Annotated in this window: 25 protein-coding genes and 2 rRNA genes; 12 read left to right on the top strand and 15 right to left on the bottom strand. The window is 71.8% G+C overall.

Going from position 1 to position 22,747, the window contains the following annotated elements; translation table 11 throughout:
• Positions 1-372 precede the first annotated feature (372 nt).
• The 4 genes from BLW78_RS29265 to ettA all read left to right on the top strand — a co-directional run bounded on the left by BLW78_RS29265 (position 373) and on the right by ettA (position 3,677).
• The gene (locus BLW78_RS29265) at positions 373-594 is read left to right on the top strand and encodes a hypothetical protein (RefSeq protein WP_091683699.1); all 222 of its coding nucleotides are present in this window, start codon (positions 373-375) and stop codon (positions 592-594) included.
• Positions 594-1,475: a DNA/RNA non-specific endonuclease gene (locus tag BLW78_RS29260; RefSeq protein ID WP_091683697.1), complete on the top strand. Its 882-nt coding sequence runs from the start codon at positions 594-596 to the stop codon at positions 1,473-1,475. The genes BLW78_RS29265 and BLW78_RS29260 overlap by 1 nt, the downstream gene beginning before the upstream one ends.
• Positions 1,476-1,494: 19 nt before the next feature.
• Positions 1,495-1,830, top strand: a complete 336-nt coding sequence (locus tag BLW78_RS29255) for a hypothetical protein (protein WP_170855279.1) — start codon at positions 1,495-1,497, stop codon at positions 1,828-1,830.
• Between the two features lie 194 nt (positions 1,831-2,024).
• Positions 2,025-3,677 carry an energy-dependent translational throttle protein EttA gene (gene ettA, locus BLW78_RS29250; protein ID WP_020096342.1) on the top strand — a complete coding sequence of 551 codons (1,653 nt, stop codon included), beginning with the start codon at positions 2,025-2,027 and terminating at the stop codon, positions 3,675-3,677.
• 88 nt (positions 3,678-3,765) lie between these two features.
• Here ettA and BLW78_RS29245 read toward each other — a convergent pair whose 3' ends face one another.
• Positions 3,766-4,713: an NAD-dependent epimerase/dehydratase family protein gene (locus BLW78_RS29245; RefSeq protein ID WP_091683695.1), complete on the bottom strand. Its 948-nt coding sequence runs from the start codon at positions 4,711-4,713 to the stop codon at positions 3,766-3,768.
• Between the two features lie 287 nt (positions 4,714-5,000).
• Between BLW78_RS29245 and opgC the strand changes: the two genes are divergently transcribed.
• Both opgC and BLW78_RS29235 read left to right on the top strand, forming a co-directional pair.
• Positions 5,001-6,194, top strand: a complete 1,194-nt coding sequence (opgC, locus tag BLW78_RS29240) for an OpgC family protein (protein ID WP_091683693.1) — start codon at positions 5,001-5,003, stop codon at positions 6,192-6,194.
• Between the two features lie 16 nt (positions 6,195-6,210).
• Entirely contained in the window at positions 6,211-6,384 is a 174-nt protein-coding gene (locus tag BLW78_RS29235) for a DUF2256 domain-containing protein (protein ID WP_170855278.1), read from the top strand.
• Here BLW78_RS29235 and BLW78_RS29230 read toward each other — a convergent pair.
• Genes BLW78_RS29230 through BLW78_RS29215 form a run of 4 tightly spaced genes read right to left on the bottom strand, consistent with a single transcriptional unit; the run spans position 6,381 to position 9,049 of the window.
• Complete coding sequence (locus BLW78_RS29230; RefSeq protein ID WP_091683692.1) at positions 6,381-6,983, bottom strand: nucleotidyltransferase family protein; 603 nt, start codon at positions 6,981-6,983, stop codon at positions 6,381-6,383. The two genes, BLW78_RS29235 and BLW78_RS29230, sit on opposite strands and share 4 nt — an antisense overlap.
• Positions 6,976-8,028: a molybdopterin-binding protein gene (locus BLW78_RS29225; RefSeq protein ID WP_091683690.1), complete on the bottom strand. Its 1,053-nt coding sequence runs from the start codon at positions 8,026-8,028 to the stop codon at positions 6,976-6,978. The genes BLW78_RS29230 and BLW78_RS29225 overlap by 8 nt, the downstream gene beginning before the upstream one ends.
• Positions 8,025-8,726 (bottom strand): XdhC family protein, encoded by a 702-nt coding sequence (locus BLW78_RS29220; protein WP_091683689.1) that lies wholly within the window; start codon positions 8,724-8,726, stop codon positions 8,025-8,027. Before BLW78_RS29220 ends, BLW78_RS29225 begins: the two co-directional genes overlap by 4 nt.
• Complete coding sequence (locus BLW78_RS29215) at positions 8,726-9,049, bottom strand: XdhC family protein (RefSeq protein WP_020096348.1); 324 nt, start codon at positions 9,047-9,049, stop codon at positions 8,726-8,728. The genes BLW78_RS29220 and BLW78_RS29215 overlap by 1 nt, the downstream gene beginning before the upstream one ends.
• A 380-nt stretch (positions 9,050-9,429) precedes the next feature.
• Here BLW78_RS29215 and BLW78_RS29205 point away from each other — a divergent pair, with 380 nt between their 5' ends.
• On the top strand, positions 9,430-10,824 hold the full coding sequence (locus BLW78_RS29205) for an ATP-binding protein (RefSeq protein WP_020096349.1): 1,395 nt from the start codon (positions 9,430-9,432) through the stop codon (positions 10,822-10,824).
• A 12-nt stretch (positions 10,825-10,836) separates the two neighbouring features.
• On the opposite strand, the gene BLW78_RS29200 is transcribed toward BLW78_RS29205, so the two are convergent.
• Positions 10,837-11,142, bottom strand: coding sequence for a hypothetical protein (locus tag BLW78_RS29200; protein ID WP_026605442.1), 306 nt, complete (start codon positions 11,140-11,142; stop codon positions 10,837-10,839).
• 178 nt (positions 11,143-11,320) lie between these two features.
• Here BLW78_RS29200 and BLW78_RS29195 point away from each other — a divergent pair, with 178 nt between their 5' ends.
• A complete protein-coding gene (locus BLW78_RS29195) occupies positions 11,321-11,512 on the top strand; it encodes a hypothetical protein (RefSeq protein WP_026605443.1) in 192 nt (63 codons plus the stop codon).
• A 23-nt stretch (positions 11,513-11,535) separates the two neighbouring features.
• Positions 11,536-12,717, top strand: a complete 1,182-nt coding sequence (locus tag BLW78_RS29190) for a pyridoxal phosphate-dependent aminotransferase (protein ID WP_020096352.1) — start codon at positions 11,536-11,538, stop codon at positions 12,715-12,717.
• Between the two features lie 189 nt (positions 12,718-12,906).
• Here BLW78_RS29190 and BLW78_RS29185 read toward each other — a convergent pair whose 3' ends face one another.
• The 3 genes from BLW78_RS29185 to BLW78_RS29175 form a co-directional block, all read right to left on the bottom strand.
• On the bottom strand, positions 12,907-13,971 hold the full coding sequence (locus BLW78_RS29185) for an alpha/beta hydrolase family protein (protein WP_091683687.1): 1,065 nt from the start codon (positions 13,969-13,971) through the stop codon (positions 12,907-12,909).
• A gap of 111 nt (positions 13,972-14,082) precedes the next feature.
• The gene (locus tag BLW78_RS29180; RefSeq protein WP_091683685.1) at positions 14,083-14,595 is read right to left on the bottom strand and encodes a DUF533 domain-containing protein; all 513 of its coding nucleotides are present in this window, start codon (positions 14,593-14,595) and stop codon (positions 14,083-14,085) included.
• 69 nt (positions 14,596-14,664) lie between these two features.
• Complete coding sequence (locus BLW78_RS29175) at positions 14,665-15,000, bottom strand: hypothetical protein (RefSeq protein WP_026605445.1); 336 nt, start codon at positions 14,998-15,000, stop codon at positions 14,665-14,667.
• 249 nt (positions 15,001-15,249) lie between these two features.
• Here BLW78_RS29175 and BLW78_RS29170 point away from each other — a divergent pair, with 249 nt between their 5' ends.
• The gene (locus BLW78_RS29170) at positions 15,250-16,134 is read left to right on the top strand and encodes a transglutaminase-like domain-containing protein (protein WP_091683683.1); all 885 of its coding nucleotides are present in this window, start codon (positions 15,250-15,252) and stop codon (positions 16,132-16,134) included.
• A 3-nt stretch (positions 16,135-16,137) separates the two neighbouring features.
• On the opposite strand, the gene BLW78_RS29165 is transcribed toward BLW78_RS29170, so the two are convergent.
• Positions 16,138-17,166 carry an alpha/beta hydrolase gene (locus BLW78_RS29165; RefSeq protein WP_020096357.1) on the bottom strand — a complete coding sequence of 343 codons (1,029 nt, stop codon included), beginning with the start codon at positions 17,164-17,166 and terminating at the stop codon, positions 16,138-16,140.
• 190 nt (positions 17,167-17,356) lie between these two features.
• Here BLW78_RS29165 and meaB point away from each other — a divergent pair, with 190 nt between their 5' ends.
• Together meaB and BLW78_RS29155 are read left to right on the top strand one after the other, a co-directional pair.
• Positions 17,357-18,343, top strand: a complete 987-nt coding sequence (gene meaB / locus BLW78_RS29160) for a methylmalonyl Co-A mutase-associated GTPase MeaB (RefSeq protein WP_091683681.1) — start codon at positions 17,357-17,359, stop codon at positions 18,341-18,343.
• Positions 18,344-18,485: 142 nt separating this feature from the next.
• Positions 18,486-18,863, top strand: a complete 378-nt coding sequence (locus tag BLW78_RS29155; protein WP_020096359.1) for a CsbD family protein — start codon at positions 18,486-18,488, stop codon at positions 18,861-18,863.
• Between the two features lie 71 nt (positions 18,864-18,934).
• Here the strand turns inward: BLW78_RS29155 and BLW78_RS29150 are convergent, their stop codons facing one another.
• The 5 genes from BLW78_RS29150 to BLW78_RS29130 form a co-directional block, all read right to left on the bottom strand.
• Positions 18,935-19,720, bottom strand: coding sequence for a 3-hydroxybutyrate dehydrogenase (locus BLW78_RS29150; protein ID WP_091683679.1), 786 nt, complete (start codon positions 19,718-19,720; stop codon positions 18,935-18,937).
• A gap of 72 nt (positions 19,721-19,792) precedes the next feature.
• Positions 19,793-21,301, bottom strand: coding sequence for a HAMP domain-containing sensor histidine kinase (locus BLW78_RS29145; protein ID WP_170855277.1), 1,509 nt, complete (start codon positions 21,299-21,301; stop codon positions 19,793-19,795).
• A complete protein-coding gene (locus BLW78_RS29140; RefSeq protein ID WP_020096362.1) occupies positions 21,298-21,993 on the bottom strand; it encodes a response regulator transcription factor in 696 nt (231 codons plus the stop codon). The genes BLW78_RS29145 and BLW78_RS29140 overlap by 4 nt, the downstream gene beginning before the upstream one ends.
• A gap of 377 nt (positions 21,994-22,370) precedes the next feature.
• A 5S ribosomal RNA gene (rrf, locus tag BLW78_RS29135) occupies positions 22,371-22,486 on the bottom strand.
• A gap of 171 nt (positions 22,487-22,657) precedes the next feature.
• A 23S ribosomal RNA gene (locus tag BLW78_RS29130) occupies positions 22,658-22,747 on the bottom strand; the annotation flags it as partial.

Genomic DNA, 22,747 nt, shown 5'->3' with positions numbered 1-22,747 from the left:
ACCGCGTCGATCATCTCGGCGCGCACCGCGTCGGCCACCGCCTGCAGCTCCGACTCCGGAAGGCGCCGCAGCGCCGAAGGAGACGGAACGCGGTCCAGCAACGCCGATTGCTCAGGGGAAAGTGCCAATGCTCGCATCCATTCGTTCGAGTATGGCGACGGCTCCGTCGCGGGCTCTCGGCAACCGCGACGCCAGCAGCCCGGGGACACGCGTTCATGCTAGAACCCGCCCGTCCGTCGCTGTCATGATAGTGCCAGTTACGGACGATCGGCGGCGCGATCAATGTCGGGCCGGCGTTTTTTTCAGTCACGTGCCCTTAACGCCACAAGAGGTTCGCCTTTGAATCCGGCTCGTCTGTGCACAATCCTGCTCATGTTCGCGATTACGGTTCACGGCCAAGCTTACGCCCAGCCACGGCCGCCGGACGGCAATCTCGACTTCCTCTGCAACTTCCTCGGCGACTGCCCGGCGCGGGTCGCGCCGGGCGGTCCCGATCGCGATGCCCGTCCGTTCAGCAACAGCCTCGGCCGGCCCTGCGCGTGGCGGGACCGCCCGACCCCGGAGGGCGTCCGCCGGGTCCGCGTCTGCTGGTGATGCGGGCACCGACGCTCGCCGCCGCGGTCCTGACCCTCGCGCTGGTCGCGCCCCCGGTCCGCGCCCAGGATTCCTGTCCGGCCCTGTTCGCCGACGGGCAGTCGCCCGTCCTCACGAATCCGAAGCTCGCCGTCCGCGCGGTCCCGCTGTGCTTCGAGGCCTTCGCGGTCCTGCATTCCGGCGTGACGCGCACGCCGCTCTACGCCGCCGAGCACCTCACCCGCGCCAGCGTCGCGGCGGCCCGGGCGGTGGCCCGCGACGATTCCTTCCACGAGGAGGCGCGCCTGCCGGAGGATCAGCGCGCCGCGCTGGAGGATTACGTCCGCAGCGGGTTCGACCGGGGCCATCTCGCGCCGGCCGGGGACATGCCGACCCTCGCCGCCCAGGCCGAGTCGTTCAGCCTCGCCAACATCGTGCCGCAGAACCGCGTCCTGAACCGGGGACTCTGGGCGGATATCGAGGAGAGCATCCGGCGCCTGGCCACCCGCCGGGGCGCGCTGTTCGTCGTCACCGGGGTGATCTTCGCGGGCGACGCGGTGCAGCAGATCAAGGGCGGCGTGCTCGTCCCGACACAGCTGTTCAAGGCCGTCTACGACCCGTCCCGCGGCGAGGCGGGCGCCTACCTCGCCCGGAACGACGATTCGAGAGACTGGCGCGCCCTGTCGATCGACGATCTCCGCCAGGAAGCCGGCATCGACGTCTTTCCCGGCCTGCCGCCCGCGGCCCGGGCGACCGCGATGGGGCTGCCGGATCCTCAGGCCTCCGCCCGCGCGGAGGAGCGCCGGCCCCGGCACGAGCAGACCTGGCAGGACTGGCTCGAGCGCGAACTCGCCCGCGCCCTGCGCAAGCTCGTCCGCGACTTCCTGCGCACGTTCTTCTGAGAGCTTCTGAGAGGACCCGATGCCCGAGAACAAGAGACGCGCCCGGCCCAAGACGGCAAGCCCGGAGAGCGAGAGCCCGGACGGCAAGAACTCGGACACCGAGGGCTTCGCGCCGTTCGCCGACGATGCCGGCGTGCGCTCCGTCGGCGCCCTGAGCTTCGAGAACGGCACGGACCGGATCGCCCTGCACGGGTCCCTCGACCTGACCCGCGACCGGACCGGCCTGGAGCAGGCCAGGCTGCTCCGGGAGACGCTGGACGCGATCGTGAAGGCCCTGGAGGCGTCCGACCTGCCGGACGCGGTGGCGGAGGTGCCGGACGCGCCGCCGGGAACGGTCAAGAACCCCTTCGCGTGAGCGTTCCGGCGCCCGCCGGCGGCCAGCCCGTCCTTGTCGCGTCCTTGCCGCGTCCCGGCGGGCCTGATACTCCGAGAGGGTAATTCCTATATCGTAGGGACGCGCGTCCAGGACGGGTGCTGAGGCCCGGTGCCTGACCCGTGCCGCTGGCACGATCCGCGCGGTCCCGAACAACGCGCCGAGGACGATCCGCGATGGCTCGCGAATTCATCTACCACATGCGGGGCCTGACCAAGGCCTATACCGGCGGCAAGAAGGTCCTGGATAGCGTCAACCTGTCCTTCTACCCCGACGCCAAGATCGGCGTGCTCGGCATCAACGGCTCCGGCAAGTCGACGCTGCTCAAGATCATGGCGGGCATCGACAAGGAGTTCACCGGCGACGGCTGGGTCGCGCAGGGCGCGCGCGTCGGCTACCTGCCGCAGGAACCCCAGCTCGATCCGAGCAAGTCCGTCCGCGAGAACGTGATGGAGGGCGTCGCCGAGAAGCAGGCCATGCTCGACCGCTACAACGAGCTCGCCATGAACTACTCGGAGGAGACCGCCGACGAGATGACCGAGCTCCAGGACCGGATCGAGTCGCTGGGCCTCTGGGAGCTCGACTCGAAGGTCGATCAGGCCATGGAAGCCCTGGGCTGCCCGAGCGACGAGCAGCCGGTCGCGACCCTCTCGGGCGGCGAGCGCCGCCGCATCGCGCTGTGCCGCCTGCTCCTGTGGGAGCCGGAGCTGCTGCTGCTCGACGAGCCCACCAACCACCTCGACGCCGAGACGGTGAACTGGCTTGAGGGTCACCTGCGCCAGTATCCGGGCGCGATCCTGATCGTGACCCACGACCGCTACTTCCTCGACAACGTGACGAGCTGGATCCTGGAGCTCGATCGCGGCAAGGGCATCCCGTACGAGGGCAACTACTCGGCGTGGCTGGTCCAGAAGCAGAAGCGCCTGGAGCAGGAGGGCCGCGAGGACATGGTCCGGCAGCGCTCCATCGCCCGCGAGCAGGAATGGATCGCCGCCTCGCCGAAGGCCCGCCAGTCGAAGTCGAAGGCGCGCATCACCCGCTACGAGGAGCTGGTCGCCAAGCAGGCGCAGAAGGTCGACGCGTCCGCGCAGATCGTCATCCCGATCGACGAGCGGCTCGGCAACAACGTCATCGAGTTCGAGCACCTCAGCAAGGCGTTCGGCGACCGGCTGCTGATCGAGGACCTGTCGTTCAAGCTGCCGCCCGGCGGCATCGTCGGTGTGATCGGCCCGAACGGGGCCGGCAAGACCACTTTGTTCAAGATGATCACCGGCCAGGAGAAGCCCGACAACGGCAAGATCGAGGTCGGCGAGACCGTGAAGCTCGGCTACGTCGACCAGTCGCGCGACGCCCTCGACCCGAACGCCACGGTCTGGCAGGAGGTCTCCGGCGGCAACGACATCATCTATTTCAACAAGCGCGAGATCAATTCGCGCGCCTACTGCGCGGCCTTCGCGTTCAAGGGACCCGACCAGCAGAAGAAGGTCGGCACCCTCTCGGGCGGCGAGCGCAACCGCGTTCACCTCGCCCGGACCCTGAAGGGCGGCGCCAACGTGCTGCTCCTCGACGAGCCGACCAACGACCTCGACATGGAGACCCTGCGCGCCCTCGAGGACGCGCTGGAGGATTACGCCGGCTGCGCGGTCATCATCAGCCACGATCGCTGGTTCCTGAACCGCATCGCCACGCACATCCTGGCCTTCGAGGGCGACAGCCACGTCGAGTGGTTCGAGGGCAACTTCTCCGACTACGAGGCCGATAAGGTCCGCCGGCTCGGAGCGGATTCGATCATGCCGAAGAAGATCAAGTACAAGCGCTTCTCGCGCTGAGACCGGTCGCGGCTCCGGGGCGCCGCCGGCGTTCCGGAGCCGCGCGCCCGTGCCGAGGGCGTTGCCGTCACCTCTGCCCGGTGACGGATCACCGGATACGCGCCCGCGCCTCCGCCAGGATCGTCGCCAGGCTCTGCGCGAGCGGGATGGCCCGGGCCCATCCGGTGGCGGTCGCGAAGGCAGCGGGGTCGCAGCCCTCGCTGCGCACGCCCGCCGGGCGGACCCGGCCGGGCGCGACGCGCAGGTCGAACCGCGCCTCCGTCAGGCCGCGCAGCGTCTCCAGGATGTCGGAGACCGGTGTGACGACCCCCGATCCCACGTTGAAGATGCCGCCGTCCGGCAGCTCGTCGATCCGGGCGATCACGCGCAGGCACGCCGCGGTGACGTCGGCCACGTCGAGGAAGTCGCGCCCCGCCGAGAGGTCGCCGACCTCCAGGCTCGGCGGCGCCAGCCCCCGCTCGATGCGGGCGATCTGACCGGCGAAGGAGGCGACCACGAAGGTCTCGCTCTGTCCGGCCCCGATGTAGTTCGACGGCCGCAGCACGAGATGCTTGATCCGGGCATTCGCCAGCACGTCGCGGAGGATGTACTCGCAGGCGTTCTTGGTCCGGCCCGAGATCGTGTCGGGGCGCGGCGTGACGCTCTCGTCCGGGCGCGGGCAGGCGCGGAACACCTCGCCGTAGACGACCGTGGAGCTGAGGAAGACCAGCGCCGCGCGGGTCCGCGCCATCGCCTCGGCGAGGTTGAGGGTGCCGAGCAGTTCCGCCCGCCAGGCGTAGGACGGCGTCTCGCTCGACTGCGCCACCGAGGCCAGCGCCGCGAGGTGGAACACGCAGGTCGGGTCGAAGGCCGCGACCGTCTCGGCGAGCTCGCGCGCGTCGAACGGGTCCACGGCCCTCAGCGTCACGCCGTCGAGGGACGGTGGCGGGCTCCGGTCGAGGCCGAGGATGGGGCTGCCCGGCGGCAGGTCCCGACGCAGCGCCTCGAGCAGGCGGCGGCCGAGATAGTCTCCCGCTCCGGTGACGAGGACGCGCATGCCCCTTGCCCTCAACCCTGCCACGAACCCAGCGACGCGCCCCGTGCCGGCGCGGGCGCCGGGAACCGGGATCGTCGGCCGCGTCTATACCGCGCCTTGCCGCGACGCGAGGGGGCGGCGCGGCCAACGGCCGCCGCGACGGGCGGATCATCGGTGCGACCCCGCCGTTGTGCACATCCGAACAAAGGCGCGTGATCGGCGGGGCCTCGGGCGGCCGGCGCGCTATGGTTGCACCGCGGCCCCGGCCGCTCCGCGTCCGGACGGATAGCGCCACGGTGATGGGCTGAGTGACGCGCCTCGACGATCTCGAACGGCCCGGCGCCGCGGAACCGCGGGCGCTCCCCCCACCGCCCGCGGAGGCACGGCCGGCGAAGCCCGCGCGCGACGCGCGGGTCGACGTGGTGCGCGGCCTCGCGCTCCTCACGATCTTCATCGACCACATCCCGCGCAACGCACCGGCCCTGCTGACGCTGCACAATTTCGGGTTCTCGGACGCGGCCGAGATCTTCGTGCTGCTGGCCGGCTACTCGTCGATGATCGCCTACGGCGGGCTGTTCCGGCGCGCCGGGATCCGGACGGCGCTCACGCGCATCGCCAAGCGCTGCCTGCGCATCTACCTGTTCCAGGCCGGGCTGCTGCTCGCGACCCTGGTCATCGTCCGGATCTGGATGGACCTCACCGGCCTGACGCCGCGATTCGGCGTCGCGCCGCTGCTGCAGATGGGTCTCCTGCCGGGCCTGCTGCGCGGCCTCGCGCTGAACGCGCTGCCGAACTACCTCGACATCCTGCCGCTCTACATCCTGCTGCTGGCGCTGTTCCCGCTGATCTATCTCGGGATGCGGCGCGGGATCTGGGGCGTACTGGGCCTGTCGGGCGCCCTCTGGCTCGCCGCCAACGTCGATCACCAGCTGAACCTCCCGAACGCCGCGGCGGTGGATGACGGGTGGTACTTCAACCCCTTCGCGTGGCAGTTCCTGTTCGTGATCGGTGCGGCGCTCGCGGTCACGGTCCGCGCCCATGACGGCCTGCTGCCGCGGCGCGGCTGGGCCGTGGCGGCGGCCGCGGCCTACCTCGCCTTCGCGTTCCTGCAGGGCGGGTCCTGGGCGGAGTGGGGGCTTCCGGACCTCCGGCCGCTGGCGATCGGGCCGCCCGACAAGAGCCACGTCGCGCCCCTGCGCCTGATCAACATGCTGGCGCTGGCCTACCTGCTGTTCAGCGCGCCCGCCCTGGCCCGCGCGAGCCGGTGGCGGCGGCTGCGCCTCGTCGACGCCTGCGGGCGGCACTCGCTGGAGATCTTCGCCGCCGGATGCCTGGCGGCGCTGATCGGCCGCATCCTCTACCGGACCTTCGACCCCACCTGGCCGCTGCAGATCGCGGTCAATGTCGGGGGGATCGCAATCATGCTCGGCCTCGCCCACGCGCTGGACGCGCGCCTGCGCCGGGCCGCCGGGACCGGCCCCGACGCGCGCCGGCCCGGATAGGCCGGGAGGAGCCGCGATGCCGCCGATGCGCCGCAAGGGCGATCTGCCGGAGAAGATCTGCGCCCAATGCGGCCGCCCGTTCGCGTGGCGCAAGAAGTGGGAGCGCGTCTGGGACGAGGTCCGCTACTGCTCGGACCGGTGCCGGGCCGAGGCGAAGGCCGCGCGCGGGCGCGACGCGGCGGGGCGCTAACCGCGCAGCGCGGCCAGCGCGTCCGGCGTGTCGACGTCGAGGGCGGTCGCCGGATCGCCCGGGATCTCCAGCACGTCCGGCCGCCCCCTCAGGAGCGGCCCCGCGCCGTGATCGCCGGCGAGGCGGGCGATGTCCGGGCCGAGGCGGCGCAGGTTGAGCAGCACCGGGTTCCCGCGCCGGCCGGCCTGCACCGGCACCACGGCCGCCGGCGGCTCCGCGGCGCCCGCGGAGGCCTCCGCGAAGGCCTCCGCCAAGCGGTCGAGATGCGCGGCGGTGACGCGCGGCATGTCGCCCAGCACGACGATGGCGGCCGTGCAGGTGGCGGGCAGCGCCGCGAGGCCGGCGCGCAGCGAGCTCGCGAGGCCGGAGCGGTAATCCGGGTTGTCGACGCGGACGAGGTCGAGCCCCGCCAGCGCGTCGCGGACCGCCGCCGCGTGCGCGCCGAGCACGGCGACCACCGGCCGGGGCCGGGCGCCGAGGGCCGCCTCCGCGGCGTGGCGCACCAGCGGCCGCCCGTCGAGGGGCGCGAGCAGCTTCGGCGCGGCGCCGAACCGGCTGCCGAGGCCCGCGGCGAGCAGGATCGTGCCAATCTCAGACATCCCGGTCCTCCGCCCCCGGATCCGGCTCGTCCGCCGCGGCCGCGCCGCCGGCGCGGGGCTGCGGGCGCGAGACGATCTCCATCAGCAGGCCGCCGACGCCAAGGGCGACGATGTCGGCCCGGGTCACGGTCAGGTCCGCCAGCAGGCGGTGGAGGATCCAGTCGAAGCCGTTCTCCTTGGGCGAGCGGGCGCAGCCCGGCGCGCCGATCACCGGCACGCCGCCGCGGGCGCCGACGAGGAGCAGGTTGCCGGGGTCGACCGGCATCCCGAGATGGTCGACCCGGCCGCCCGCCGCCGCGATGCCGGCCGGGATGACGTCGCGCCGGTCGGCGATCGCCGAGGCGCCGAACACCACCACGAGGTCGGCCCCGGCGCGATCGATCATCTCCGCCAGGGACGCCGCCACGGAGGCGGCGGTGTGGGGCACCCGGGTCTCGGCCACGATCGCCGCGCCCGCGGGCGCGAGGCGGTCGGCCAGGGCCCGGAGGGTCTTGTCGATCGTCGTCTCCTTGAGGCTCGGCAGGCGCGTCGAAACCACGGCCACCCGGCGGCGGCGATACGGCACCACCGCGAGGACGTCCCCCTCGGCGGCCGCGCAGGCCCGGGCCAGCACGGCGCCCGGCACGGCGTAGGGGATGATCTTCACCGTGGCGACCATCTCGCCCTCGACCACCGGCCGGAAGCGCGGCAGCGTCGCCACCGTCACCGCCTCGTCGACGGCGTTGACCGCGTCGATCCGGGCCGGATCGAGGGTGAGCACCCCCGCCGTCTCGGCGAACAGGTTGCTGCGGCCGGTGAAGGGCGCCTCGACGCGCAGGTTCGGCCCGCGCAGGCGCGCGGCGAGCCGCGCCGCGGCGGCGTCCTCGCCGACGTCGCCGGGCTCGAGCGTGGCCGCCACGATCTCCGACAGGCCGGCCCGCGCCAGGCCGGCGGCGGCCTCCGCGGCGATGACGGCGCCCTTGCGCAGGGTGATGTCGGCCCGCCGCACCGTGTGCGCGCTGATCAGCCCGGCCGAGTCCGCGACCGGGACGGTTCCGAACCTCACGCGACCTCCGGGCGGGGCACGCGGTGCAGGGCGGCGACGATCTCGGCGAGCACCGCCAGGGCGATCTCGGCCGGGCTCACGGCGCCGATGGGCAGGCCGATCGGCGCGCGGATCCGGCCGATCTGCGCCGGCGTGAACCCGGCCTCGGTGAGCCGCGCGACGCGCGACGCGTGGGTCTTCCGGGAGCCGAGGGCGCCCACGTAGAAGCATTCGGCCGTCAGCGCCGCCTTCAGCGCGGGATCGTCGATCTTCGGATCGTGGGTCAGGGCCGCCAGGGCGCAGTAGCGGTCGAAGACCGGCACGGTGGTCCCGAGGGCGGCGTCCGGCCATTCGGCGATCAGCGCGGTGCCGGGGAAGCGCTCGGGGGTCGCGAAGGCGGTGCGCGGGTCGATCACCGTGAGCGCGAGGTCGAGCCCAGCCGCCATCGGCGCCAGGGCCTGCGAGATGTGGACCGCGCCCACCACCACGAGCCGCACCGGCGGCACCTGCACGGTCAGGAACAGGGTCCGCCCGCCCGCCTCGACGAGGCCGCTCTTGCCGGAGGCGAGGTGCTTCGCCAGCACGTCGGCGAGGGGATCGGCGGCGATCGCGTCCTCGCCGACGAGGCGCTGCGCGCCGTCGGCGATGTCGGTGATGAGGATCGCGGCGCGGCGCGCGGCCCGCGCGTCGTTGAGCGCTGCCAGGACGTCGCCGCGCATCAGTCGACCCGCTCGACGAAGACCCGGATCCGGCCGCCGCAGGACAGGCCGGCGCGCCACGCGGTCTCGTCCGCGACGCCGAATTCGAGGACGCGGGGCACGCCCGCCTCGATCACCTCGATCGCCTCGGTGATCACCGCGCCCTCGACGCAGCCGCCGGAGACGGAGCCGAGGAAATTGCCCTCGCCGTCGACCACGAGGTGGCTGCCCACCGGTCGGGGCGCCGAGCCCCAGGTCTCGATCACCGTGGCGAGGGCCACGGCGCGGCCGTCGCGCCGCCAGGATTGGGCAGCGGAGAGGATGTCTGTGTCTGTGCTGAGCATGGCCTCGTGGACTTCCGGCCGGCGGGCGCCCCCCGCCCCTCACAGGTATGGCCCGCGTGCCGCGGTGCAAGAAGCCCTCATGCTGAAGGGAGCGTCAGGAAACATTGGCCGAGATCGTCGGTCGGCCATACTCTGCACCCACGATCTTTCGCGGAGACGGCGCCCCGATTAGTGTCCGGCATGTCCAAACCACAGCCTCATCCTGAGGTGCCGGAGCGCGGCGGAGGCCTCGAAGGAGCCCTCCAGCCGGCCGCGCGACCCCTGGAGCCCTCCTTCGAGGCCCGCTGGCGCGGTCACCTCAGGATGAGGGCGTGGGGTGGACGTTTCGCTGAAACCGAGGCCCCTCTCGCCCGATGGGCCCGGCCCCGGCGCCCAGCCCCATGAACGCCCCGGATCCCGCCCTCGCCCGGGCGCTCCGCAAGGAACCGCCGCGCTCGCCCCCGCGCCGCCTGTGGAAGCGCGTCAGCCGGGCGATCGGCGACGTCCTGCCGAAGGGCCTCTACGCCCGCTCGCTGATCATCATCATCGCGCCGGTGGTCCTGCTCCAGTCGGTGATCGCCTACACCTTCATGGAGCGGCACTGGCAGCTCGTGACCAAGCGCCTGTCGGCGGCGGTCACGGCGGACGTCGCCGCGCTGATCGACATCTACGAGAGCTACCCGCAGGACAAGGATGCCGAGACCCTCGCGCGCATCGCCGGGGAACGGCTGAACCTCGACCTCGACATCCTCAAGGGCGCCAAGCTGCCGCCCCCGGGCCCGCGCCCGTTCTTCTCGATCCTCGACGAGGCCCTGTCCGACGAGATCAAGCGCCAGATCCGAAGACCGTTCTGGATCGACACGGTCGGGCGCTCGAACCTCATCGAGATCCGCGTGGCGATCCCCGACGGGGTGATGCGCATCACCGCCCGGCGCAGCCAAGCCTACGCGTCGAACTCGCACATCTTCCTCGTGTGGATGATCGGCTCGTCGCTGGTGCTGCTCGGCGTCGCGATCCTGTTCCTGCGCAACCAGATCAAGCCGATCCTGCGGCTCGCGGCCGTGGCGGAGGGCTTCGGCAAGGGGCGGGAGATCGAGTTCCGGCCCCGCGGTGCCCGCGAGGTGCGTCAGGCCGGCCACGCCTTCATCGAGATGAAGCGGCGCATCGAGCGGGCGATGGAGCAGCGCACGACGATGCTGAACGGCGTCAGCCACGACCTGCGCACCATCCTGACCCGGTTCCGCCTGTCCCTGGCGCTGATCGAGCAGACCGAGGAGATCGAGGATCTCAGCCGCGACGTCGACGAGATGAGCCGGATGCTGGAGGGCTACCTCGCCTTCGCGCGGGGCGATTCGGCCGAGCCCGCGACGCCCACCGACATGCGCGCCCTGCTGGAGGACCTGCGGACCGACGTCGAGCGCCTCGGCGCCCACGTCTCCGCGGTCGATCTCGCCGGCGCGCCCGAGGTCACGGTGCGGCCCGGCGCCTTCCGGCGCTGCCTGTTCAACCTCGCCGCCAACGCCGTCCGCTACGGCGAGACGGTGGCGATCTCCGGCCGGCTGGAGGCCCGGACCTTCCTCGTCTCGATCGACGATGACGGGCCCGGCATTCCGGCGGAGAGCCGCGAGGACGTGTTCAAGCCGTTCGTGCGGCTCGACGACGCCCGCCAGGATGCCGGCGGCTCCGGACTGGGCCTGTCGATCGCCCGGGACATCGCCCGGGCCCACGGCGGCGACATAACCCTGCACGACAGCCCGCTGGGTGGCCTGCGGGCCACCGTCCGGGTCCCGGCCTGAGCCGGATCCGGCTCAGGTATCGGCGGGCCGGCGCAGGCGCAGGAACTCGGCCTGCACGTTGCGGATCAGGTGATCCATGCTCGCCTCGTCGAGGGCGGCGCTCGTCAGCCGGGCGCGCAGGCCGGCCTCGCCGTTCCAGGCGTAGCCGGCCTCGAACGGCAGGTGGCGCCGCAGGAGCGGACTCACGACCGACTCGCGCCGGTAGGCGGGATGTCGCAGCAGCCGCCCGATATGGAGCGCCAGCGTCTCGACGCTGGAGGATCTGGAGCCTGAACTCCCCGCTCCCTTGCCTTTCGAATCGACCGATGCCCAACGCATACGTGTCCGCCCTCCCGGAGACGCCACTGTTGCGCGAAATGATTGCGCATCCATGAGCGTTCGGGCGAGCCGGCGAAAAACTGCAGCTCGCGGGGTCCCAACCTTCGCAGCGCGGTGATATGCAGGGGCGCTTTCCCAGGGCCGCGGTCAGCCGCGCGCCGGATCCCGAGTGCCGAACATGAACCCGCTCGTCCCGCTCTTCGCCCTCATCTCGCTGCCGCTCGCGGCCATCGGGCTCGTGCTCTACACCGATGAGGGCATCAACCCGGACCTGTTCTACGCCTCCGTGAAGACCTTCGTGATCCTGGGCGCGATCGCCGCGGCGATGTCGTTCGGCGCGATGAAGCTCTCGGAGCGGTCCAAGCACTGACGTCCCACCGCCCGGAGGGCGCGATGCTGCACGTGGTCCCGGCCTTCTCGCGCATCGGCGAGGAGAACGCCTTCGCGGTTCTGGCGCGGGCCCAGGCCCTCGCCGCGCAGGGGCGGGACGTGATCAACCTCGGCATCGGCCAGCCGGACATGCCCACGCCCGCCCACGTGGTCGAGGCGGGCATCAAGGCGCTGCGCGACGGACACCACGGCTACACGCCGGCGGTCGGCATCCCGCAGCTCCGCGAGTCGGTGGCCCGCGACATCCACCGCCGCCACGGCGTCGAGGTCTCGCCGGATTCCGTGATGATCGTGCCGGGCGGCAAGGTCACCATGTTCATGGCGATCCTGATGTTCGGCGCGCCCGGGACCGAGATCCTGTATCCGGACCCCGGCTTCCCGATCTACCGCTCGATGATCGAGTTCACCGGGGCGACGCCCGTGCCGGTGCCGATCCGCGAGGAGAACGGCTTCGCCTTCTCGGCGGCCGAGACCCTGGCGCTGATCACGCCGAAGACGCGGCTGCTGATCGTCAACTCGCCCGCCAACCCCACCGGCGGCGTGACGCCGAAGGCCGAGATCGACGCCCTGGTGAAGGGCCTCGCCGAGCACCCCGACGTCGCGGTGCTGTCGGACGAGATCTACGGCACCATGACGTACGACGGCGAGACCCACCACTCGCTGCTGAAATATCCCGAGATCCGCGACCGGCTGGTCTACCTCGACGGCGCGTCGAAGACCTACGCGATGACCGGCTGGCGGCTCGGCTGGTCGGTCTGGCCGAAGCCGCTCTACGACGCGGCGCGCAAGCTCGCGGTCAACGCGCATTCCTGCGTCAACGCGGCGACCCAGTGGGCCGGCATCGCGGCGCTCGACGGACCGCAGGCTTGCGTGGCCGAGATGGTCGCCGAGTTCGACCGGCGCCGGGCGATCGTGGTCGACGGGCTGAACGCCCTGCCGGACGTCTCCTGCATCGCGCCCAAGGGCGCGTTCTACGCCTTCCCGAACATCGCCCGGACCGGCTGGAAGGCGAAGCCCCTGGCCTCGACCCTCCTGGAGGAAGCGGGCGTGGCGGTGATCGGCGGTCCGGATTTCGGCGTCCACGGCGAGGGCTACCTCCGCCTGTCCTACGCCAATTCGGCCGAGAACATCCGGCGGGCGCTGGAGCGGATGGGCACGTTCCTCAGCACGCACAGGCCGGGCTAAGACCGCGCCCCGTCGCCGACCTCGGCAGGGACGCCATCATCCGCGCCGCCGTCCTCGCGAGGGCGGCGAAGCGATCCAGTCGCCGCGACGACCGCCGAAGATGGGCAGCCCTGGGTCACTTCGCTGCGCTCGCGATGACGGTTGTGGCGACCGAACCGTTTGAACGCACACCGGTTCGACCGGCACGCCTCAGGACTTGCCGGGCGCCCGCTTGTCGATCCAGCCGACCAGCCAGTCGGCGATGTCGAGGCTGTTCTTGTCCTGCATCAGCATGTGCGAATTGCCGTGGATGCCGATCTCGGGCAGCAGGATCAGCTCCGCCTTGCCGCCCGCGGCGTTGGCGGCCGCCACGAAGCTGCGGCACTGCTTGAGCCGCGGCGCCCAGCGGGGCGAGGCGTCGACGTAGTCGCCGAACAGGACGAGGATCGGCAGGTCCTTGTAGGGTGCGAGGTCGTCCTTGGCCGGGTCCGGGCAGGCGGCCGGCTCGATGGCCACGATGGCGCGCAGGCCGGTCCGATCGAGGGCGGCGGTCTGGAACGGGTAGATCCCCGACTGCGAGTGCGAGATCAGCACCGCGCCCCTGAGCCGCTTGGCGAGCTCCGACAGGGCCGGCACGGTCGGGTTCGGCACCGGCAGGGCGGCCGACCAGTCCGGGACCATCTGCTTCCAGAACTCGCCCTGGGCCTCCAGGGGGAACTGCATGCCGGGGAACACCTTCGGGTATTCCGGCCCGAACCGGAAGATCGCCCAGGCCGGCTCGCGCCCGGCCGAGAACACGGCCGGCAGCGTCTTGGGGTCGGCCTGCCCCGTCTTCACGGCGTTGATCTGGGCCGGGCTCGCCGCCGAGCGGCCGCGCCAGGCCTGGTCGATCACGTAGGTCGGGAAGCCGCGCCGGACGAGATACTCGTCCCAGCCCATGCGCCCGTCGGGCGTCGTCTCCCAGGTCTTGCCGGTGAGGCAGCAGCCGTGGATCAGGACCAGCGGCGGCCGTCCGGCATTCACCGGGACCTGATAGCGGACGTAGATCTGGTCGACGCTGATCGTGCCCGACGGCGCGTAGGCCGGCAGCGTCGAGAGCGTGTCGGACTGGACGTCGCGGCCGCCGACGAAGAAGCTGCCCTGCTCGGCGATCGTCAGGGGGCCGGCGGCCGGATCGGCCGCGCGCGCGGAGCCGCCGGCGATCAGCATGGCTGCGACCAGCGCGCAGGCCCGCCGGCGGGCGCGCCCGGGCGCGGGCACTGACAGTCCTGCCATGAAATGTCCCGTCCTCCCGCGCGTGGGCCGTCCTCCGGACCCGTCGTCGCGCGGGAGCCTAGCACGAAGCTCGGCCGCCGTGGGAGATCCGCCCTTCGGGCAGGTTGCCAGTCAGGCTCCGATGTCGCGCTCGACACGCTCGACCGCCTCCGCGGGCAGGTCGAGGGCCTCGGCCAGCATCTTCAGGAACTGACGCTCCTGGAGCGTGTCGGGCTCGATGGCGAGTCGCGCCGCCGCGAAGATCCGGGCCGCCGCGTCGGGATCCGCGACCCGGTCGGCGATCGCGTCGACGTCGGCCGGGTCCGCGAGCTCGCGCTCGAGCCAGGCTCGACCGTCGGGATCGAGGCCCGCCTCCGCCACGGCGGCGTCGAGGCGCTGGCGCTCCGCGGCGTCGACCATCCCGTCGGCCGTCGTGGCCGCCACCATGGCCCGCAGCATCAGCCGGGCCTCGTCCTCGTCGACCTTCGTGAAGTCCGGGCCCCCGGCCTCGGGCGGGGGCGCCCCGCGCAGCGCCCGGTAGGCGAGGCCGCCGATCAGCGCCAGTCCGCCGAGGGCGGCACCGGCGGCGAGCCCGCCGCGCCTCGACCGCACGAGCGCGTCGACGATCCGTCTGCTGTCAGCCATGCCGTCCTCCCGGTTTCCGATCCAGATCGGATCGGAAACCGCCCGGGAGGCGGTCAGGTTCAGCCGCGCTCAGGCGTCGGCCTCGTCCTCGTCCTCGTCGATATCCACGAGGAAGACGATGTCGGCCTCGTCCTCGTCGTCCGAATCGGACCCGGTGTGGCGCGGATCCTCGACGAAATCACCCTCGCCGTCGTCCTCGGCGAGGGCGTCCTCGAAGATCTCGACCTCGTCCTCGGTGGCGGCCCGGACCGTGAGCGCCGACGTGCCGTTCCAGACTGGCTTCCCGCCGGTCGTCATGGTCCGGATGTCTTCCTTGAAGCCGTCACAGGTGAAGAGGTCCTTGGCGGACGCCTCGTCGCTGTTGATCACCGCAACGGCGGTGCCGTCGATCTCGAGCGTGAACATGGCCGGCATCCCTCTCGTAACCGTCCTCAGGCGCGCCCGGTCAGCGAGCTGGCGCACGGGTGCGACGCGCTGCCCCGGGAAGAAACGTCTCGGTTTCGTCCGTCTGACACGAGCGTCGCGCGGGGATGCTGTAGGGGTGAAGCGGACGGCCGCCAAGCCCGTCGCGGCCCGACCCGCACGATTCGGCGCGGCACGGATCCTGCGCCCATCAGGGCGGCCACAGTCTCGAACACGAAGGATCACCCGCGCATGCGGATCAGGCTCGGCTGCGAGATGCGCTACGCCTTCCCCTACCCCGTGCCCATGGTGGTGATGCTCAACGTGCATCCCTCCGGGGCGGCCGCCCTGGAAGCGCCCGACACGCTCCGGACCGATCCGCCCGTCCCGGTGGCGATCTACCGCGACGGTTTCGGCAACCTGTGCGGCCGGCTGACCGCGCCCGCCGGCAACTTCACCGTCGGGACCGACGCCGTGATCCGAGACAGCGGGAGGCCCGATCCGGCGCACCCGGAGGCCGCGCAGCACGCGATCGAGGCGCTGCCCGCCGAGACGATCGTGTTCCTGCTCCCCAGCCGCTACTGCGAGTCCGACCTGCTGGCCGACGCGGCGTGGCGTCTCTTCGGACATACCGAGCCCGGCTGGGCCCGGGTGCAGGCGGTCTGCGACTTCGTCCACGCCCACATCGTGTTCGGCTACGAGTTCGCCCATCGCGACCGCACGGCCGCGGACGCCTACGCGGGCGGGCGCGGCGTCTGCCGGGACTTCACCCACCTGGCCGTCGCGTTCTGCCGCGCCCTGAACATCCCGACCCGGTACTGCACCGGCTATATCAGCTTCATCGGCGAGCCTGAGCCGCACCCGGCGGGCGACTTCGCGGCCTGGATGGAGGTCTACCTCGGTGGCGCCTGGCACGTGTTCGACCCGCGCAACAACAGCCCGCGGATCGGCCGGGTCATGGTCGCGTACGGCCGGGACGCCGCGGACGTGCCGCTGACCCACACGTTCGGACCGAATCCCCTGGTGGGCTTCCGGGTCTGGGCCGACCGGATCGACCACCTGGACTCCTCGGGCGACGCGCCGGTCCTGCCGGAGGAGCCCCTGCCGCCGCAGAGCATGGCGACACGGACCGGGTGAGCGTCAGACGCCGGCGCCGCGGGCGATGGCGCGCTTGACCACGCCCTGGACGTCCGGGTTCGAGAGGAACAGGTCGTGGTTGATCAGGCCGCCGCCGTAATCGGAGGCGTCGGCGACGCGCACGCCGAGCGCCTCGAGCTTGGCGCGATCGGCGGCGCCGGCGCGCACGCCCCCCGCCAGCGCGGCGGAGAGTTCGAGCGCCCGGTCGTTGGTCGAGGAGATCACCGTGATCTTCGAGACGTCGGGTCCCATGCGGGCGACGCCGTTGGAGAACAGGTCGAAGTCGATGTCGGGCGCGGCCAGCACCACGGCGCCGATCCGCGACATCGCGGCCTCGCCGGCCTCGGCGCGGAGCATGCGCAGCGTCTCGAGCGTCAGGAGCGTGCCCATCGAGTGCGCGACGATGTTGATGCGGCCGCCGCTCGGCGACGCGGCGAGCGCCTTCAGCAGGTCCTCGAAGGCGTCGCGCGACCAGAGGGCGCTCTCGCGATCGTAATTGTAGTCGAGGGTCGCGGCCGCCGACGGCCACGTGAACAGGCCGGAGACGCCGCGGAACCGGATCCCGTCCGAGAGCCGGGCGGCGCTGACCGCGGCCGATTCGAACGATTCGCGGTAGCCGTGGACGTAGATCAGCACGTCGCGTCCGAGGGCCGCCTGGGCGAAGGCCTCGGCAGCGCCCGGTCCGGATTCGGATTTCGGAACCGCGCCGATGGTCCAGTCGCCGGTGATGACGGACGAGACCTTGCCGAGCAGCGAGCGGTCGGGCGGTGACAGGCGCACCTCGGCGAAGCTCAGGCCGCGGCCGCGGTCGCTGCTGAAATACGGCGGCCGGGGCGGGTTGCCCACGGGCTTGCGGGTCGTGGCGACCAGCAGCACCGGCATGACGTCGAGGGCCGACTGCTTCTCGGGCAGCGCCGCCCCAGACCCGAGGTCGTCGGTGACGCAGGCGCCGAGCGACGGGGCGAGGCCCGCGGCGCCCGCGAGCGCTCCGAAGCGAAGAAGGATGCGGCGTGAGACGATCTGGCTCGACATGATCCGGTTACGCTCGGGCGGGACGCCTTCCGTTGCCTAGGATCGTGACCATCGCGGGGCACGAGCGACGCGACGTGGCGTGAATAGCGGGCACGGCCGTGCTTGTGGTGGGCAGGACACAGGCCGGCGATCCCCCGACCCCGATGCTCTCCCCCTCGACGGCGGCCGTCGCCGCGGCCATGAAGGGAGCATGACGCCATCCATCGACATCGAGAGTCTCCGCGAGCGCCTGCTGCGCGGCGACCGCGCCGCTCTGGCCCGGGCCATCACGCTGGCCGAGTCCAAGCGCGCCGATCACCGGGCGCTGGCGGCGAACCTGATCGACTCGGTCCTGCCCGAGACCGGCCGGGCGATCCGCGTCGGCATCACCGGCGTACCCGGCGTCGGCAAGTCGACCACCATCGACGCCCTCGGGTCGAACCTGACGGAGGCCGGTCACAAGGTTGCGGTGCTCGCGGTCGACCCGTCCTCCTCGAGGACCGGCGGCTCGATCCTGGGCGACAAGACCCGGATGGCGCGGCTGTCGCACGATCCCAAGGCGTTCATCCGCCCCTCCCCCTCCTCCGGCACGCTCGGCGGCGTCGCGGCCAAGACCCGCGAGACCATGCTGCTCTGCGAAGCCGCGGGATTCGACGTGATCCTCGTCGAGACGGTCGGCGTCGGCCAGTCGGAGACGGCGGTGGCCGACCTGACCGACTTCTTCCTCGTGCTGATGCTGCCCGGGGCGGGCGACGAGCTGCAGGGCATCAAGAAGGGAATCCTCGAGCTCGCCGACATGATCGCGGTCAACAAGGCCGATGCGGGCGAAGCCGAGCAGCGCGCCAACGCGGCGGCCTCGGAATACCGGGCGGCGCTGCACATCCTGACCCCGGCCTCGGCCACCTGGACGCCGCCGGTCGTCACGATCTCGGGCTTCCACAACCTGCGCCTCGACGCAATGTGGGCGAAGATCGTCGACCACCGGGAGAAGCTCACGGCGACCGGCGAGATCCAGGCGAAGCGCCGGGCCCAGGACGTGAAGTGGATGTGGGCGCTGGTCGACGAGCGCCTGCACCAGCGCCTCGTCGGCTCCCCGGAGGTCCGTCGCCGCACGGCCGAGGCGGAGGCCGGCGTCGCCCGGGGCGAGACCTCCCCGGCGGCCGGCGCGGCGGCCATCGCCGAGCTGATCGGGCTCTGACCGGTCCCGGCCGCCGCGCAGGCCGAAGGCGCACAATTTCGCGGTGATCGGGGGCACAAACGCCATCTCGCGCGTTCGGTGGACGACGGCGTAACGAGCGGCGCCCGTGTCGCGACGCCGCGCTCACGTCCAGGAGAGTGCCATGGTGGATACGGATCGGATCGTCGGCGGCGCCAAGGAGGCCGTCGGCAAGGTTCAGGGCGCGGCCGGCGATCTCGCCGGCTCGAACCGCGACTCGGTCGAGGGACGTTTCCGCGAGGCCCAGGGCCAGGCGCAGAACGTCTACGGTCAGGTGAAGGACAGGGCCCGGGACATCGCCGACCGCGCCGGTGACTACGCGAGCGACGCCTACGAGCGCGCCGGCGACGTCGCGGAGGACGTCTACCAGAGGGGCGGCTCGTACCTGCGCGACGGGCGCAGCGCGGTCGGCGCCCGGGTGGAGGAGAATCCCCTGGTCGCGCTGCTGATCGCGGGCGCGGTGGGCTACGGCCTCGCCCTGCTGGTCCACGGCCGCCGCTGACCGGGAGCGGCCCCGCCCGGCACGGGCGGGGCCGGCCCTCGGACGAGGCGCGCCTGTTGAGGCCGGTCGCGCTACTGCGCGGTCCAGCCCCCGTCCATGCTGATGTTGGCGCCAGTGATCTGGCTCGCCGCGTCGGAGCACAGGAACACCGCCAGAGCGGCCACCTGGTCGACGGTCACGAACTCCTTGGTCGGCTGCGCCTTCAGCATCACGTCCTCGATCACCTGCTCCTTGGTGAGGCCGCGGGCCTTCATCGTGTCCGGGATCTGCGCCTCCACGAGCGGCGTCCAGACATAGCCCGGCGAGATGCAGTTCACCGTGATCTTGTGGGGCGCGAGTTCCAGAGCCGCCGTCTTGCTCAGGCCCGCGATCCCGTGCTTGGCCGCCACGTAGGCCGACTTGAACGGCGAGGCCACCAGCGAGTGGGCCGAGGCCGTGTTGATGATCCGGCCCCAGCCCCGGGCCTTCATCCCGGGGATCACCGCGTGCATCGTATGGAAGGCCGAGGACAGGTTGATCGCGATGATCTGCTCCCACTTCTCGGCCGGGAACTCCTCGATCGGCGAGACGAACTGGATCCCGGCATTGTTGACCAGCACGTCGACGGCCCCGAAGGTCTCCTCCGCCTCGCGCACCATGGCGGCGATCGCGTCGGGCTTGCTCATGTCGGCGGCCGAGTAGCGGGCCTTGACCCCATAGGCGCTCTCGATCCCGGCCCGCGTCTCCTCGATGGCGGCCGCGTCCCCGAACCCGTTGAGGACGACGTTGGCCCCCTCCGCCGCGAAGGCGCGCGCGATGGCGAGCCCGATGCCGCTGGTCGAGCCGGTGACGAGGGCGGTCTTGGTCTTGAGAGTCATGAAGCCTCCTGGGACGCGGGCGCCCGGCCGAACGGTCGGGGACGGCGCGCTCGCGGTGGGACAGGTCGCGACCTAAGTAGCGCGGGAAGGGGATGCCGGCACAGGGTCGCGCGGAGGCGGTGCGGGCACGATGTCACCGACGGCCGGCTGCGGGCGCGGCGTGGCCGGGAACGCGATCTCGACCCGCAGGCCGGGCCCGTTATCGGCGAGCCGCAGGCTCCCGTGGTGCAGGCGCACGACGGCGTTGACGAGGCTGAGGCCCAGCCCGAAGCCGGGCCGCGAACGGGCGTCCTCGAGGCGCACGAACCGGTCGAGCACGCGGGCCCGTTCCGCCTCGGGAATGCCCGGACCGTGATCGGAGACGGCGAGGCGGATCGACTCCCCGTCGCGCCACGCCTCGAGCATCACGCTGGTCTCCGCGCCCGCGGATTCGGCCCCGTATTTCAGGGCGTTGTCGATGAGATTGGCCAGGGCCTGGCCGATCAGCTCGCGGTTGCCCGCGATCGTGAGTTCGTCCTGCGCGTGCACGGCGAGCGTCAGCCCTTGATCCTCGGCGAGCGCGTCGTACAGTTCGCCGACGCTCCGGACCGTCTGGCCTAGATCCAGCGGCACGAGGATCTCCCGGGCGGATCCGGCCTCGAGCCGCGCGATCATCAGGAGGGCGTTGAACACCCGGATCAGCCCGTCGCCTTCCTCGATCACGGCTTCCAGCGCCGCGCGCAGCTCCTCCGGCGTGGAGGCGCGGCGCAGGGCCTCGTCGGCACGGTTGCGCAGGCGGGTCAGCGGCGTCTTGAGGTCGTGGGCGATGTTGTCGGAGACCTCGCGCATGCCGCGCATGAGCTCGCCGATGCGCTCCAGCATCTGGTTGAGGCTCGATGCGAGACGGTCGAGTTCGTCGCCGTTCCCGGCCACGTGGAGCCGGTCGTCGAGATCGCCGGCCATGATCGCGCGGGTGGTCTGGGTCATGGCGTCGACGCGGCGCAGCACCCGGCTCGCGGCCAGCCAGCCGCCGATCACCCCGAGGATCACGACGGCGGCGAGCGAGGTGATGAAGGCGCGCCCGATCACCGCCCGCAGCCGGTCGCGCTCCTCGGTGTCGCGCCCGACGAGCAGGCGGAACCCGCCCGGAAGGGTGAAGACCCGCACGATCGCCCGGTGAGCCTCGGCATCCGCGTCGTTGCGGCCGTAGCGCGTCTCGCTCTGGCCCGGCGTCGCCAGCACGGCGGCGGGCAAGTAGCCGACATTGCCGACGACATGGTCACCGCCGGCCGTGGTCACGAGGTAGAGCGAGGCCCCGGGCTCGCGGGAGCGCCGCTCCACCACGGTGATCAGCCGACGCAGGCCGCCGGCATTGTACTGTTCCGACAGCCCGTTGATCTCGGCGTCGATCGTGGAGACGATCTGGTCGTCGAGCACCGCGCGGGCGTTCCACGCGACGTAGCCGAGCGCCAGGAAGGCGCAGAGGGCGAAGATCGCGAGGTAGGCCAGCGACAGCTTGAACGCGGTGGTGCGGAACAGTTTCTGGAAACGCGCCGCCGCGGTCTCGCGGGCGATCGGCGCGTCGGTCCAAACCTCGCTCACCCGGCCGCGCCCTCGTCGTAGCGCAGCACGTAGCCGGCGCCCCGGACCGTGTGGATGATCGGCGACGCGAAGCCCTTGTCGAGCTTGCTGCGCAGGCGCGAGACGTGGACGTCGATGACGTTGGTCTGCGGATCGAAGTGGTAGTCCCAGACATGCTCGAGCAGCATGGTGCGCGTCACGACCTGCCCGGCGTGCCGCATCAGGTACTCGAGGAGGCGGAACTCGCGCGGCTGCAGCGGGATCTCGCGGCCGGCCCGGGTCACCCGGTGCGAGAGCCGATCGAGTTCCAGGTCGCCGATCCGGTAGCGGGTCTCCTCCGCGGCGCCGGATCCGACCTGCCGCCGGGCCAGCGCCTCGGTGCGCGCCAGGAGCTCGGAGAACGCGTAAGGCTTCGGCAGGTAATCGTCGCCGCCGGCGCGCAGGCCCTTCACGCGGTCGTCGACCTGACCGAGCGCCGACAGGATCAGGGTCGGGGTGGCGACGTTCTGCTCGCGCAGCGACCGGATCAGCGAGAGCCCGTCGAGTTTCGGCAGCATCCGGTCGACGATCAGCACGTCGTAGTCGCCCTCGCGGGCGAGCGCGTACCCGTCGAGGCCGTCGTGAGCGCTGTCGGCCACGTGTCCGGTCTCGCGGAACGCCTTGACGAGATAGGCCGCCGCCTCGCGGTCGTCCTCGATGATCAGCAGTCGCATGGCCCCGTTCCATAGCGCGCCGCGCGAGTCGGGGGAACGAATCTCCATCAACATGGTCAAACGGCTCCCCTCCCCTGTCGGGATGGACGGGCCGAGGCCGCGGACCTCGACCCGTCCCGAAGCGGGGTGTGGAGGACTCGGAGGGCACGAGATCCGTCACCGGCTTCGTCCGCGTCGGCGATGGGCCACGCGCGGTCCGAGGAGGATGGCGCGGGAGCGATTACGGGACGCTCGCGGGAAGATGACTTCGCGGTAAGGCGGCCGCACAGGGCCGGCCAACAGCGAAACGCCGACGGGCCGCCCTCTCCGAGGGCGGCCCGTCGGCGTCGCGGATCGGTGTTCGTGTCGAGGGAAGGTGTGTGTATTGCGATGGGCAGGTCTGGCGGCGACCGACTCTCCCGTGTCTTGAGACACAGTACCATGGGCGCTGGCGTGTTTAACGGCCGAGTTCGAGATGGGATCGGGTTCTGGGCACGCCGCTCAGGCCACCAGACCGGCGCATCGCAATTCGTTTGGCACTGGGCGGCGCAGGGTGCTGCGACGGCGAGTGCTGTGTTCGGCAAGCAGGCAGCCTCATCGCTGCGGGTCTTCTTATAACCGTGGCTGTGTGCCCGTCACCCGCTTTGCAGCGGCTGCCGGTCACACACGGACACGGATCACGAGAGCGATCAAGCCAATCGGGCGATTAGTACCGGTCGGCTCAACGCGTCGCCGCGCTTGCACCCCCGGCCTATCGACGTGGTCGTCTTCCACG

Origin of the sequence: Methylobacterium sp. 275MFSha3.1, assembly GCF_900108435.1 — a bacterium.
In the GTDB taxonomy this organism is placed as follows: Bacteria; Pseudomonadota; Alphaproteobacteria; order Rhizobiales; family Beijerinckiaceae; genus Methylobacterium.
Note: the sequence above shows the minus strand (reverse complement) of the source record. Positions and strands in the feature narration are given on the sequence as shown.

Bases quoted from the DNA above. Each gene is read 5' to 3' on its own strand.
- BLW78_RS29265 (WP_091683699.1), top strand. From the start codon at position 373: ATGTTCGCGATTACGGTTCACGGCCAAGCTTACGCCCAGCCACGGCCG.
- BLW78_RS29260 (WP_091683697.1), top strand. From the start codon at position 594: ATGCGGGCACCGACGCTCGCCGCCGCGGTCCTGACCCTCGCGCTGGTC.
- BLW78_RS29255 (WP_170855279.1), top strand. From the start codon at position 1,495: ATGCCCGAGAACAAGAGACGCGCCCGGCCCAAGACGGCAAGCCCGGAG.
- ettA (WP_020096342.1), top strand. From the start codon at position 2,025: ATGGCTCGCGAATTCATCTACCACATGCGGGGCCTGACCAAGGCCTAT.
- BLW78_RS29245 (WP_091683695.1), bottom strand. From the start codon at position 4,713: ATGCGCGTCCTCGTCACCGGAGCGGGAGACTATCTCGGCCGCCGCCTG.
- BLW78_RS29235 (WP_170855278.1), top strand. From the start codon at position 6,211: ATGCCGCCGATGCGCCGCAAGGGCGATCTGCCGGAGAAGATCTGCGCC.
- BLW78_RS29230 (WP_091683692.1), bottom strand. From the start codon at position 6,983: ATGTCTGAGATTGGCACGATCCTGCTCGCCGCGGGCCTCGGCAGCCGG.
- BLW78_RS29220 (WP_091683689.1), bottom strand. From the start codon at position 8,726: ATGCGCGGCGACGTCCTGGCAGCGCTCAACGACGCGCGGGCCGCGCGC.
- BLW78_RS29215 (WP_020096348.1), bottom strand. From the start codon at position 9,049: ATGCTCAGCACAGACACAGACATCCTCTCCGCTGCCCAATCCTGGCGG.
- BLW78_RS29205 (WP_020096349.1), top strand. From the start codon at position 9,430: ATGAACGCCCCGGATCCCGCCCTCGCCCGGGCGCTCCGCAAGGAACCG.
- BLW78_RS29200 (WP_026605442.1), bottom strand. From the start codon at position 11,142: ATGCGTTGGGCATCGGTCGATTCGAAAGGCAAGGGAGCGGGGAGTTCA.
- BLW78_RS29195 (WP_026605443.1), top strand. From the start codon at position 11,321: ATGAACCCGCTCGTCCCGCTCTTCGCCCTCATCTCGCTGCCGCTCGCG.
- BLW78_RS29190 (WP_020096352.1), top strand. From the start codon at position 11,536: ATGCTGCACGTGGTCCCGGCCTTCTCGCGCATCGGCGAGGAGAACGCC.
- BLW78_RS29185 (WP_091683687.1), bottom strand. From the start codon at position 13,971: ATGGCAGGACTGTCAGTGCCCGCGCCCGGGCGCGCCCGCCGGCGGGCC.
- BLW78_RS29180 (WP_091683685.1), bottom strand. From the start codon at position 14,595: ATGGCTGACAGCAGACGGATCGTCGACGCGCTCGTGCGGTCGAGGCGC.
- BLW78_RS29175 (WP_026605445.1), bottom strand. From the start codon at position 15,000: ATGTTCACGCTCGAGATCGACGGCACCGCCGTTGCGGTGATCAACAGC.
- BLW78_RS29170 (WP_091683683.1), top strand. From the start codon at position 15,250: ATGCGGATCAGGCTCGGCTGCGAGATGCGCTACGCCTTCCCCTACCCC.
- BLW78_RS29165 (WP_020096357.1), bottom strand. From the start codon at position 17,166: ATGTCGAGCCAGATCGTCTCACGCCGCATCCTTCTTCGCTTCGGAGCG.
- meaB (WP_091683681.1), top strand. From the start codon at position 17,357: ATGACGCCATCCATCGACATCGAGAGTCTCCGCGAGCGCCTGCTGCGC.
- BLW78_RS29155 (WP_020096359.1), top strand. From the start codon at position 18,486: ATGGTGGATACGGATCGGATCGTCGGCGGCGCCAAGGAGGCCGTCGGC.
- BLW78_RS29150 (WP_091683679.1), bottom strand. From the start codon at position 19,720: ATGACTCTCAAGACCAAGACCGCCCTCGTCACCGGCTCGACCAGCGGC.
- BLW78_RS29140 (WP_020096362.1), bottom strand. From the start codon at position 21,993: ATGCGACTGCTGATCATCGAGGACGACCGCGAGGCGGCGGCCTATCTC.